The organism is Vibrio vulnificus CMCP6, from assembly GCF_000039765.1.
Classification (GTDB): Bacteria; Pseudomonadota; Gammaproteobacteria; order Enterobacterales; family Vibrionaceae; genus Vibrio; species Vibrio vulnificus_B.
Window position 1 is genome coordinate 1,600,605 of record NC_004460.2, and the last position, 12,501, is coordinate 1,613,105.

General features: G+C 47.6%; 12 protein-coding genes. 6 read left to right on the forward strand and 6 right to left on the reverse strand.

Annotation, left to right across the window (positions count from 1 at the left end; translation table 11 throughout):
- Positions 1-74 precede the first annotated feature (74 nt).
- Entirely contained in the window at positions 75-998 is a 924-nt protein-coding gene (locus VV1_RS21925) for a DMT family transporter (RefSeq protein WP_043921219.1), read from the forward strand.
- A gap of 2 nt (positions 999-1,000) precedes the next feature.
- Here the strand turns inward: VV1_RS21925 and VV1_RS21930 are convergent, their stop codons facing one another.
- On the reverse strand, positions 1,001-3,880 hold the full coding sequence (locus tag VV1_RS21930) for an HD domain-containing phosphohydrolase (RefSeq protein WP_011082326.1): 2,880 nt from the start codon (positions 3,878-3,880) through the stop codon (positions 1,001-1,003).
- Positions 3,881-4,072: 192 nt separating this feature from the next.
- On the opposite strand from VV1_RS21930, the gene VV1_RS21935 reads away from it, so the two are divergent.
- From VV1_RS21935 to VV1_RS21945, 3 genes are all read left to right on the forward strand, one after another.
- Positions 4,073-4,513, forward strand: coding sequence for an SRPBCC family protein (locus VV1_RS21935; RefSeq protein ID WP_011082327.1), 441 nt, complete (start codon positions 4,073-4,075; stop codon positions 4,511-4,513).
- A gap of 82 nt (positions 4,514-4,595) precedes the next feature.
- On the forward strand, positions 4,596-5,345 hold the full coding sequence (locus VV1_RS21940) for a phosphatase (protein WP_011082328.1): 750 nt from the start codon (positions 4,596-4,598) through the stop codon (positions 5,343-5,345).
- Between the two features lie 85 nt (positions 5,346-5,430).
- Positions 5,431-5,832 carry a cytochrome b562 gene (locus VV1_RS21945; RefSeq protein ID WP_011082329.1) on the forward strand — a complete coding sequence of 134 codons (402 nt, stop codon included), beginning with the start codon at positions 5,431-5,433 and terminating at the stop codon, positions 5,830-5,832.
- A 172-nt stretch (positions 5,833-6,004) separates the two neighbouring features.
- Here VV1_RS21945 and sodC read toward each other — a convergent pair whose 3' ends face one another.
- From sodC to katE1, 3 genes are all read right to left on the reverse strand, one after another.
- Positions 6,005-6,517: a superoxide dismutase family protein gene (gene sodC / locus VV1_RS21950; protein WP_011082330.1), complete on the reverse strand. Its 513-nt coding sequence runs from the start codon at positions 6,515-6,517 to the stop codon at positions 6,005-6,007.
- Between the two features lie 32 nt (positions 6,518-6,549).
- Positions 6,550-7,023, reverse strand: coding sequence for an ankyrin repeat domain-containing protein (locus VV1_RS21955; protein WP_011082331.1), 474 nt, complete (start codon positions 7,021-7,023; stop codon positions 6,550-6,552).
- A 91-nt stretch (positions 7,024-7,114) separates the two neighbouring features.
- Positions 7,115-8,641, reverse strand: a complete 1,527-nt coding sequence (katE1, locus tag VV1_RS21960) for a catalase KatE1 (RefSeq protein ID WP_011082332.1) — start codon at positions 8,639-8,641, stop codon at positions 7,115-7,117.
- Positions 8,642-8,972: 331 nt separating this feature from the next.
- On the opposite strand from katE1, the gene VV1_RS21965 reads away from it, so the two are divergent.
- A complete protein-coding gene (locus tag VV1_RS21965) occupies positions 8,973-9,329 on the forward strand; it encodes a hypothetical protein (protein WP_015727525.1) in 357 nt (118 codons plus the stop codon).
- A gap of 107 nt (positions 9,330-9,436) precedes the next feature.
- The gene (locus tag VV1_RS21970) at positions 9,437-10,852 is read left to right on the forward strand and encodes a PepSY-associated TM helix domain-containing protein (protein WP_011082334.1); all 1,416 of its coding nucleotides are present in this window, start codon (positions 9,437-9,439) and stop codon (positions 10,850-10,852) included.
- Positions 10,853-11,030: 178 nt separating this feature from the next.
- Here the strand turns inward: VV1_RS21970 and gloA2 are convergent, their stop codons facing one another.
- Together gloA2 and VV1_RS21980 are read right to left on the reverse strand one after the other, a co-directional pair.
- A complete protein-coding gene (gloA2, locus tag VV1_RS21975) occupies positions 11,031-11,414 on the reverse strand; it encodes an SMU1112c/YaeR family gloxylase I-like metalloprotein (RefSeq protein WP_011082335.1) in 384 nt (127 codons plus the stop codon).
- Positions 11,414-12,325, reverse strand: a complete 912-nt coding sequence (locus VV1_RS21980) for a LysR family transcriptional regulator (protein ID WP_011082336.1) — start codon at positions 12,323-12,325, stop codon at positions 11,414-11,416. Before VV1_RS21980 ends, gloA2 begins: the two co-directional genes overlap by 1 nt.
- Between the last annotated feature and the right edge of the window lie 176 nt (positions 12,326-12,501).

Consider the following 12,501-nt stretch of genomic DNA (forward strand, 5'->3'; position numbering starts at 1 on the left):
GATATGGTCAGTATTACTCGCTATTTTCACCCCGCATATCCGCCTAAAATGAGCGGGTAATGAGGAGTAGTGAAATGCACACATTAGACAAATCTATCTTATATATGCTCCTGTCGACATTGAGTTTATCGGTGACAGGTCTGATTTCCAAATATTTAGTCGATATTGTTCCCATCGAATGGTTTAGCTTTCTGCGCTTTGCTTTGCCAGCCGCTTTACTATTGGCTCTGTTAAGAATAACTAAAATAAAAATGCCAAATAAGGCGGAAATGAAACCCTTGCTCGGCCGCGCACTGTGTATTGCCCTCTGCCAACTCTTTTTCCTTTGGTCGCTTCAACATCTCAGTTTGGTGGAAAGCGTGGTGCTCTTTGCCACAGGCCCATTGTTTATGCCGTTGCTTGAGCGTCTCTTTTTCAAAACTAGTGTGTCGAAACTGACAATAGCGGCGTTGGTGGCGACGTTTGTCGGCGTAATACTATTGGCAGGGAAAGAAGGGGAGTTCTCATTAAGGCTCGAATTGCTGGCAGGTTTGGCTGGGGGAGTGTTCAACTCGGGCTCTCAACTGACGCTCTATCGAGCCAGTAAGAGCTCGCTGTCACCCAAGGAGATTAACTTCTGGACATTCAGTTTTGCCGCCTTGTTGCTCCTGCCTGTTTTGGCGTTTGTCGATATCGCAGCGCCAGAGGCAACATCAACGCTGCAAACTTGGCTCAGTGCGCCCGTGGCTATCGCCTTGCTGACGATTTCTTGTTTGATCATCAATACCCAAGTGAACAGAGCTAAAGCGTACCGGTTAGCGAGCAGCGGCTCTCAGTTAGCACCATTGATTTTTACCAACTTACTGTTTACCTCGGCTTGGCAATGGCTGTTTTTTGATGAGTCGTTTTCTCTTTGGCAAATCACCGGTTTGGGATTGATCATTTTCGCCACCATGCTCAACGTACTGTGGCCGATGATCATGTCGCGTCCTCCGTTTCTAAAACAGAGGCAGGCGTAATATCAGAACTGGTTGCGCATGTAGTTTTTCACCCGCTCAATGTGCGATTCTCGGTCTATCTCAGACAACTGGCTGCGGTTAACAAATGCGCTGGCGTATTTCTGGTCCACTTTTTGGATCAGGAACAAGAGATAGATCTTAGGATCAATGTGCCCTGATGTTGCCATATTGGTCATGATCTCCAGCGATTCTGCTAATGTCTTGCCTTTCTTGTAAGGGCGATCCGCTGAGGTGAGCGCTTCAAAGACATCCGCAATGGCCATAATACGTGCGGGTACGGAGAGCTCTTCCTCATGAAGACCGAGTGGGTAGCCTTTACCATCCATTCGCTCATGGTGCCCCCCGGCGATTTCAGGGATGTTTTTTAAATGCTCAGGGTAAGGTAGGCGATTAAGCATAATCTGCGTCTGGATGATGTGATCATTAATGATAAAGCGCTCTTCATCCGTAAGCGTGCCGTAGCGCACCGTCAGGTTATGCAGCTCGCCACGATCGTACTTGTACTCTCCCGGCTTGAGTACATACGCTTGCTGCCAGTGTTGGCTTGGGTGGAATCCTGCTTCCCATGGCACTTTGTGCACATCTTTATCTGCCAGCAATGGCTCCATCACGGGTAATTCAGGTTTGTTGCGGTGCCGTTGCTGTTCAATCCAAGAAACGCCCAGTTGATCATCAAGCGTTCGCTTCCACTGGCGCTGGGCAATCGCGTTGAGTTTTTCAATATCGGCTTCGGCCATTGACTCCCCCCCCGCATTACAACGGGCCACAAAAGCAAATTCGTCATCCAACTGACGATGGAGCATCGTGAGGTGTGCTTTTGCCGCATCGGGATCTTCCCCTTGGCTGCGTGCACGCCAATAGTCCACTTCCCCTTGCAGTTTGAGTAATTCAAAACGCATACGAACTTCATGAATACGATCGTAAATGGTTTCCAGTTTTGTTGCTTTATCCACCACGTATTCTGGTGTGGTGACCTTGCCACAGTCGTGCATCCATGCCGCTAGTCTGATTTCTTCCCATTGTTTGGCATTTACCTTAAAGCTAGGGAAGTATTTGTTGTCTTTCTCCACCACTTCCGTCAGCCAAGTCACTAACTGTGGAACGCGTTGACAATGCCCGCCAGTGTAGGGCGATTTGGTATCGATCGCGGAGGCAATGAGCTCGATGAAGGCGTTGAGCATCTCTTTTTGTTGTTGCATTTGGTCAATATTGTCTTTAGCGATTTCGGCAAAACTGAGCAGCTCACGTAAGAATGCGTGCTTGGCGAGCTGTGTTTCACTGGGTGGGCGCTCGTAGCCTACCGTGACAATGCCAACCAATTGTTTTTCACGATTGAGGAGCGGGAAAAGAAAAATATCCGAGTTAAAAATCGTGTCCTGATGGCGTTTTAACGCATTGGTGGTGCGATCAAGATGGATAGTATCGCCCTCCTTGAGTTGTGCCATCAACCAAGGGGTTTCATTGACGAAATCATTGATGTCGACCTTGAATGGGATGATGGCGTGATTGGCGGCCAAAATCAGCTTTTTCTCTTCTTCCGACTGAATGTAGAGCAAGATGGTTTCAGCTTTGGTCACCAAATACGCTTGGTGCGCAATGGTTTTGGCTAACACTTCAAACTCTTGATTACCAGCAGTATCACGTAATAATCGCAATAAATCGTGCAGCGTGTGTTCCATCAACTCGATGGAGCTGGTGAGGTTAGAGACCTCTTTGATCATGCTCTGAGGATAGCGTGTTTTCTTAAAGTTAAAGCGTGCGATGTTGTCTGTCAGATACACAAGATTGATCAGGGGCTTTGAAAGCCGATTGGCCACTAGCCACACCACACAAAAACAGATGGCAAGTAGAAGAATCGCCGTGAGCACCTGTTTGTCACGCATCGAGAGTAGATCCGCCAAGATCTCATCGGTGGGTGAGGCTTCCGCCAGTGAAAGCTGCACTTTGTCAGTGAGAAAAACCGGCGTCATGGTGATTGACCAATCCAAGCCGTTGAAGGTGGCGGTTTCAAATAGGGTGGTCGGGTAGCCAACTTTAGCAAGCAGCGAGGCAAAAATACTGGTTTTAAGCGCTTGTTGCTGTTCGCTGACATCGGCTTGAATGTCTATGCCAACTTGGTGCTGAGCCAGTAAACGTCCCTCTTTATCGAGCAAGGCAAGGCGAGTTCGATCTGAATAAGCGAGCTGTTCAAGCTGGTTTGATAAGGTGGCCAAAGTGAAGTCGGCTCCCACCACATATTGCCCATTCACCGAGCGTCGAGAAAGCGTCACCCCGTTGGTTTTCAGAAAGTAAAAAAAATATGGCTCTGTCAGTCTGATCTCGCCGTCCATTTCGGCGTTGATAAACCAAGGTCTCACTCGAGGATCAAATGTGTTGTCATTGGTCTTTTTGTAGTCGATTCGTTCAAACTGGCTGTCGAGAAAGATGAACTCATTGGTGCCATCCACATGGGTATTGTTAATCAGGAAAAGCGCGTTCGCTGGAGCGGAAAAACTTTGGCGGATGGTGGGCGAATTCAGCATACGATATTGGGTGAAAGTCCCGCTTTCAGATGCGTGATACAGTGCGACCAAATTGGGATTTTCTTCAAAAATATGGGCCAGAGCGCTTAACCACGGCTTTAGCTTGTTCTCGTTGTTGTATTCATCAAGAAAAGCACTCACGGCCATAAAATCCAACGTGGTTAAAATTGGACCCACAGAGGTTTGAAACGCCGATTCCAGTTTGTGAGCGTGCTCGTTACTCAACCCTTCGGCACTTTTGGTCAACAAGGTTTGCGAGTGGTTATAGCTAATGGTGATCAGAACAATACCAACAACCGTTGTCAGCACTAAAAACAGACTCGTGATATGAATACTCAGCGGGTAACGTTGTTTCTTCATGAGCGCTCCAGGTTCGCGTCTTCGTTTCAATCCTTGTCACCAAACAACCACTCGGTGTTGTGGGCGAAATCGAGAGATCGCGCCTACTTTGGATAAGTATTGTCGAAATTATGCCGCTTGCCAAAAAATAACTGGTTGATTTTTAGCCTGTATAGGCTAGCGTGTTAACTAAACAAGCAGGGAGGCTAGAGTATGCTGACATTGAATTATCATGTTGAAATCGACGCGACACCGGAGAAAGTGTGGCAAGTGCTGACGGATCTTGAACTGTATAAACAGTGGGCGACAGCGTTTTCTCCTCACTCGCAATTTGACGGTGTCTGGCAAGAAGGGGAAGACATCAAGTTCTTTGACCCAGACATGGGAGGCACGCGTGCGGTGATTGACGCGATTGAACCGCAGCAGCGGATCGAACTTCATCATGTTGCCATCTTTAACCCTGAGCATATTCAAGACATAGACAGCGATGTTGCCATGAAATGGATTGGCTCGACGGAAAGTTATCAGCTGCGCCCCAAGGATGACAAACTGCTGTTGATGGTGACGATCACCACGCACAGCGATTTTGTTTCCATGTTCAATCATGGTTGGGAAAAGGCGCTGCCCCTGATAAAAGCGCTGAGTGAAGAGTAAACTTATTTCACATCAGATCGTTGCACTACGAAGTGTCGTACAATGTCGATGTCAATCCGATTAAGTGAATTAGAGAAGTGAAATGGAACTGAAGATCGACACGCACAGTCATACTTATGCCAGTGGCCACGCCTATAGCACGCTGATTGAAAATGCGCGTAGCGCAAAAGAAAACGGCTTGGCCATGTTTTGTACCACCGACCACGCAGAATCCATGCCAGGCGCGCCTCACTATTGGTTTTTCGCCAACCAGCGTGTATTGCCTCGTTTCCTCGAAGGCGTGGCGATTTTACGTGGCGTGGAAGCCAATATTCTCAATACCGAAGGCGAGATTGACCTCCCTCTTAGCGTAGACCCCAACTTGGATTGGGCGATCGCCAGTTTCCACGAGCCTGTTTTTGCGCCGTCCAACAAAGAAGCGCACACCCAAGCATTGCTCAATGTGATTCAAGGTGGCCGAATCGATGCATTAGGGCATTTAGGTAATCCCCATTTTGACTTTGATTTTCATGCCGTACTGCACTGTGCCAAAGATCATAACGTGGCCATTGAGATCAATAACTCCACTCTGAAAGGGCACAGCCGAGTCGGCAGTGTGGAGCGTTGCTACGAGATTGCACGCGTAGGCAAAGCCCTTGGCGTCTATTTTACCACGGGCAGTGATGCACACTTTTGTCAGGATGTTGGCAAGTTGGATCTCGCTAGCGAGCTACTGGACTCCGTCGGTATTGATTCACATCGTGTGATTACACATAGCCCATCGCAATTTCTCGATTTTCTTGAGTTAAGGGGCAGGGGGCCTATCGACGAGTTGGCGTCATTACGTCAGTGATCTTTACAATTTCTTTACCCTATTTTCAGACTTCATAGAGTACACTTGCTGCGGAAAAATAAAGACAACAAAACTCGGAGAAGTAATGAAGTTAAGTAAAGTATTGTTAGGCTCAGCATTGGTGATGGTCTCTTTTACTGGCTTGGCCAACCAAGAAAGCAAAGTGGATTTAAAAGCCAACATGAAAGAGATGAAGTTGGAATTTCGTCAAGCTGCGGAAGCTCAGGATATTGAGTCTATGCAAGCGGCTGTTAACCAATTGCGCTCGCTGGTGGAAAACTCAAAAACCGGCGAATACGCACCGGAGAAAAACGACTTGTATCATGAAGGTTTTAACAAGCTGACAGTGGCGCTTGATAAAGTGAATGGTGAGCTTGAACAGGGAAATCTTGAAGCTGCCAAGCAAGCTCTGGTTGAAGTGGATGAGTTGCGTAAAGAATACCACGAGAAGAAGAAAACCAGCATTTGGGGCAAATTGTTTGGTTAAGCCGATCTGCCAATCTCGATATTGAGTAAGTCAGCACTACGCTTACCATAATGTGAATCCGTTTTAGCAATAAAAGCCGCCTGACTACTCAAAGGCGGCTTTGTTGTTTTGGCTCCTAAGATTCCCTGAGCCTAGAAGAATCTAAGGGCCATGTTGGGAGGCTAAGGCTGGGTTATTTGATCACACCACACACAATTCTGGCACCGCCGCCGCCCAGAGGCATTGGGTGATCAGAGTGATTGTCAGCCCCAGCATGGATCATCAGAGCGCGGCCTTGGACATCTTTTAACGCAACACGAGGGGCAAGCACTGGCTGTGACGCGTTACCTGATGCATCAGCAAACAGTGCTGGTAGATCGCCAAGGTGATTGTCTTCTGTCCATGGATAGCCGTGTTTGCCACTATTTTGCGGATCATAGTGTCCACCAGCCGCCCCTCCTAATACCACTTTGCCGTCTTTGTTGCTGCTCTCACAGCTTCCATTGGCGTGGAGATGAAAACCGTGCAGGCCACTAGGTAGCCCCTTAAGATCAGGAGTAAACACCGTTCCGTAGTCACTTGAACTGATGGTCACGGTGCCGAGTGTTTGATTGCTGGATAAGTCCTTCATGTCAACGCTCAAACTCTGCGCAAATGAAGAGGTCGAATAAAGCAAAATGGCAGCAAGTAAGGTGTGTTTATTCATTATTTTCCTCCAGAGGAAATAGATGTTATAGGTTATTGTTTCGCTAGCGATTTTAGCACTTCAGATTGACCGTATATTTCGGCAAATTGTTTCAAATCCAGTCCCGCTTTGTTGAGCAAATCGCTGGGGCAGTCTGCTTGATAAAGATCCTTAGCAATACCAATTTCACGTTTGAGTAACGCCCCCATCAGCGCGGTATTGCCTCTCTTGTCCTGTAAACAAGCATTGGCACCCCTTGCCAACAACAGTTGAACAATCTCTCGTTGGCCTTGATAGGCTGCGACCATCAATGCGGTATAGCTTTGGTAATTCCGTTGGTTAATCGGAAAACCGGCATCCAAAAACTCATTGATGACTTCGCCATTACCTATTCTAGTGGCATCAAAAAATAAACCGATGAGGGATTGATAAAGATCTTCTTGGACTGTGTCAGTTTCGCTCGAAATCGCAAAGGTGGAATAGATCGTCAGTGAGCAAAACAAAATAATGTGAGTAAATCGCTTCATTGGTGTCTCTCCATTGAGCAAATTTGGCCCATAGAAGCCCTGTTTTTCGGGGCAGAAAAGAGCAGAATTTTCTTCTATGGGCCAAAACTTTTTACATCGACGCCAGTTTAGTGACTTGTTTTAAATTGACGTCAGTCGCTTTGGCTAGACGAGTGCCATACTCTTTGTCTGCACGGTAGAAGTAGCTCACCATGATGGCTTTGACTTCGGCATCGTTTACCTTGTTTAAATCGCCAGACAGGTTGTGAATTAAGTCCGCCTTGTCTTGTTCGCTCAAGCTGCGGTAAAGCACGCCGGCTTGGAAGAAATCTCGCGGATTGCGGATTGCCTGCTGTTGAACATGGCCAGAAAGTGGCGTTTCTACTGCTCTCGCTTGTTTATCCACGGTCAGATTAACCAAACGGCTAGGCTCGTAATTCACGTCTAAGCTATCGACATTTCCTAAACCAGTAGAGTTGTTGCTTGGGCCATCTTGGTTGTGATTGGCCACTGGGCTTTTCGGGCTGTTGACGGGCAACTGGAACAAGTTGGCACCAAGGCGATACAACTGCGTATCGGCATAAGCAAACAAGCGACCTTGAAGCAGGCGATCTTCTGAAGGTTCAATACCAGGAATAATATTGGATGGCGCAAAGGCAGATTGTTCTGTCTCTAAAAAGAAATTATCGGGTACACGATTGAGCGTCATGGTGCCAACCTTTTTCTCAGGCACATCCAACCAAACCTTGGTGGCGTCTAGACCGTTGTAATCGAGTTTTGATAACGCTTTTGGAGAAAGCACTTTGACGTAAAGATCCCACTTCGGAAAGTTCCCCGCGTTAATCTGCGTATAGAGATCGTTAGTCAGGTGATTGAAATCTTCCCCTTGCACTTTGGTCACTTCCGCCGGGCGTAAACTCTTCACACCTTGTTGGCTCTTCCAGTGAAACTTAACGTAGTTCACTTCGCCTTTTCGGTTGATCCATTTGTACGCGTGCACACCAAAGCCATCCATCGTGCGGTAGCTCGCTGGGGTGCCTAAATTGGTGTAAACCCAAGTCAGCATATTGGTTGCGCTTGGTTGGCTACTGAAAAAATCAAAAAAACGATTCGGATCTTGAAGATTGGTGACCGGAGACGGTTTTAATGAATGCACCATGTCAGGGAACTTGATCGAGTCACGAATAAAAAAGACGGGTAGGTTGTTGCCAACAAGATCCCAGTTGCCTTGGTCGGTATAAAATTTTGTCGCAAATCCACGCGGATCACGCAGAGTTTCTGGTGAACCTTTGGAATGAATCACAGTAGAAAAACGTACAAACACTGGGGTTACTTTTCCTGATTGAGCAAAAGGAGAAGAAAGAGTTAAATCACTGAAATCACCAGATACGACGAATTCACCATGCGCACCTGTACCGCGAGCATGCACTACGCGCTCAGGAATACGTTCTCTGGCAAAACGCTGAAGTTTTTGGATCAGGTGAACGTCTTGCAGCAATACGCTGCCGTTTTCCCCTGCGGTTATCGAATTCTGGTTGTCACCAACGGGTGCACCATTGTCACGAGTAAGCGTTTGAGCGTGTACCGAAATACTCGCCAAACCCATCGAAATTAATAAAAAGCTTTTTGACATATGCATGGTTGCTCTCCAATGCGTTGCACCAACTTACTTGTCTATTTATGCCAAGTTGGTTATCAAAAGCTCTTTTCTGCCCACGGGAAATATATCCCTATAAACAGTATTTGTTTAATGGGAATTATCGATAGATTTAATAGATAAAAACGATGTAAATCCAATCGCTTAGCCTTTATGGAAGCAAGATCAAACTTAAAAGGAAGAGAATGTGGAGGTGAGAATCGTAACGAAATGCGTGATTTCTTGTGATAAACGAATCACTTATTCACCTCCATTTTGCAAGGATTAACGCTTTGCTATAACATTTCGAGCAAATTGTTAAACAACGGTTATGATGCGTTTATCTTCTTTCCATCGTTCAATGCTCGTGGCGACCGCGTTAAGCTGGGTATTAGTCACGCTAATGCCTGTTATCAATGCTCATGGTAACAGCGCAGGCGTATGGGCGACGCTGTGTACCGTTAATGGCTTTGAACTGGTTCAAATAGAAGAAGGCGAAGAGGTGCCCACTCACAGTGGTAAGCCTTGTCCATTTAGCCATTTTTCTACCTTCCATCAAGATTCGCTTCCAACTGCACTTGTTCTTACACGACAGAGCTTGGTTATTTCAGACAGCTACACTTTTTTGGCTCTAAGTGTACGATTTGAAAGACAAGTTCCGCGCGCGCCTCCTTTCACGACGCTGACTTAATACAAAACCTAAAACAACACTCATTTAAGTAAAGTCAACACGCTCAAAGCGCACTGTTTCCGCTTCGGTCACGGTGTTTTTTAGCGTTCGCAAAAGGAATTTATAAAATGTTGAGCGTTCACTCTAAGACCGCCAAACCCAGCTCGCGTGCAAAATCTCGCTACTTTCTCACCTGGCGTTGGCATTTTTATGCCGGGCTCTTTGTTATCCCCTTTATGCTGATGCTCAGTGTCACTGGGCTTGTGATGCTGTTTGATGATGAAATCGAATTTGCTCGCTATCAATCCATTCTTCAAGTTACGCCTCAACATCATGAGGTATTGCCATCGGTTCAGCTGGCCAACGTGCAAGCGCGTTATCCAGAGGGTACCGTTACCCAATTTGTGCCTGCGAAACAGGCAGATTTAGCTAACCGTTTTAACGTCAAGTTTGCCGACGGCACCTCCCGCTTTGTTACGGTGGATCCCTACACTGGCGCGGTGCTTGGCACGATTGATCGCAGCGACAGTTGGTACCAATTGGCGAATGATATTCACGGTGAACTGCTGATCGGTGAGTATGGCGATTACCTCATCGAAGTGGCAGCCAGTTTGTCTATTTTGTTACTGGTGACGGGGATTTACTTGTGGTGGCCACGAGATAATGCCAGCCGTGCGGGCTTTTTGCGCTTGCGTTTGAACTCAGGCAAGCGCGTGATGATGCGAGATCTGCACGCCAATCTCGGTGGGCTAACCAGCATTATTCTGCTCTTTTTCTTGCTTTCCGGCTTGGCGTGGGCAGGCATTTGGGGAGGCAAGTTTGTGCAACCTTGGAGTAGCTTTCCTGCGCAGAAATGGGACGATGTGCCGCTTTCTACCCTCACACACCAAGATCTGAACCATGGCAGCGAAGAAGAAATGCCGTGGAATTTGGAACAAACGCCACTGCCAGCCTCTCACGATCACAGCAACATGGCGGATTCAGAGTATCACGCCATGATGGAAAACATTGGCATTGATGTCATGGTGAGCAAAGCGCGTGAGTTAGGATTTACCCACTACAAACTCAATTTTCCTCGCTCAGAGACAGGCGTCTTTACCCTTTCTGCCAACACCATGAGCGGTGACATTATCGACCCAACGCAGGATCGCACCAGCCATTTTGATCAATACAGTGGCGCGTTATTGGCTGATGTGACATGGGAAGATTACAACCTCGTCGCCAAGGCCATGGCCGCAGGGATTGCGCTGCACCAAGGGGACATCAGTGTGTTCAATAAAGTGGCCAACGCGTTATTGTGTTTGGGCTTTGTGGTGATTGCCGTGACAGGGGGAATCATATGGTGGCTTCGTCGCCCTGTTGGTCAGGGTAAGCTGGGCGTGCCCGCAAAATTTGCCAGCGATGGCGTGTGGAAAACTGCGTTGGTCACGCTCGTGGTGATCGGTATGCTCTTCCCGCTGGCGGGCGCAAGCATTGCGGTGGCACTGCTGCTTGATTGGCTGCTGTTTAATCGTGTTGAACGTTTGAAAACTGTGTTTAGCTAGCCGTTAAGCCCATTAGTTTGAATCGAGTGGTTTGAATCGAGCGATTTGAATCGATCTATTTGAAATAGAGAGGTTTGAATAGCGCGTTTTAAATAGATCGCAGAACGCGTTCTTAGGTGATTTGGGTACTCGCGCCCAAATCACCTTGGTTAGCGCGATAACGCTATCGTTGGTAAAGCTACTGTTGGTACAACTCCAACGGCAGGCCATCAGGGTCGGCGAAAAAGGTGTACTGCTTACCGGTAAATTCATCGATCCGGATCGGCTCGACCAGCACATCGTGGCTTTCTAAATAGTCTTTCACTTGCACAATGTCATCCACCACAAACGCCAAATGCCTTAACCCTTGCGCTTCGGGGAAACTGGGCCGCTCTGGCGCATTAGGAAAACTAAACAGTTCGATCTGCGTACCACAAGGCAGCGCCAGATCAAGCTTATAAGAGTCTCGCGCCTCGCGGTAATTTTCTGCAATGATCGTCAGCCCCAACAGTTCACTGTAGAACTGCTTTGAGCGAGGGTAGTCGGAACAAATAATCGCGACATGATGAACGGTTTTCAGCATCACAACACCAATTTCTGGTTAATAAAATCGATAAACACGCGCAAACGAGCGGGCATGTATTTGGTTTGCGGATATTGCATGGCAATCGCGCCGTGATAATTACTTTTGATCATCCAATCGTCCAACACCTTAACCACTTCACCGCGTTCAAGCGCATCGCGAATCACAAAATCATGGAAGATGCCGATGCCGAGCCCTTGTTTGACGCCGTTGAGGCGCATTTGCGAATGGTTAACGGCATAGCGACCAGAAACGGCTACCGAATAAAACGCTTCATCTTTAAAGAATGACCACAGGTTGTCTTTGTCGTTTTCCGCCAGATACAAGCAGTCATGCTCGGTGAGTTCGGTCGGGTGGGTGGGCATGCCGCGCTGCGCTAGGTAATCCGGAGAGGCGCACAAAACCAGATGGGTTTTACTTAGCTCTTTGAGCACCAAATTTTCATCTGGTTTGTCGGTCAGTTTAAACGCCACGTCAATATTGTCGCGGAACAGATCAATCTCGCCGTCTGCGGCGCGCAGTTTGAGTTGGATATTCGGGTACTGCTGCAAAAAGGGCACCACAAAGGGTTGCAACACGGAATTCAAAAACGCTTCAGGTGCCGCCACGGTTAAAGCTCCTGCCGGTTCGCTGTGGTCAGAGGCAGAAATCTCAATCGCTTGCTGAGCGGCATTCACCATCGCAATACTTTGGTCATACACCTTTTGTCCCGCCTGAGTGATGAGCAATTTGCGCGTGGTGCGTTCAAACAATTTCACCTGCAATGCCTGTTCTAAGCGGGTGATCAACTTGCTTAACGCGGAAGGGGTCACATCGAGCTTTTTTGCTGCGGCGGTAAAACTGCCCTCATTCACCACCAAGATAAAACTGGCAAGATCGGGCAGGAGGGCGATGAGTTTCGGGTTAACCATGAGAATGCGCTTCTTTTACAACACCATTTGGCTTGGCAGTGTAACAGAAATCCGCCTGTTTTCGCGCGCAACAGTTCACGTTTGCTTTGTTAAAAAAACGCATTTTGGGCAGCGCGTTAGCTCGCGGTATAAGAGGGAAAAATAATTTTAACAATGGGGTTACATATTGTGACTTA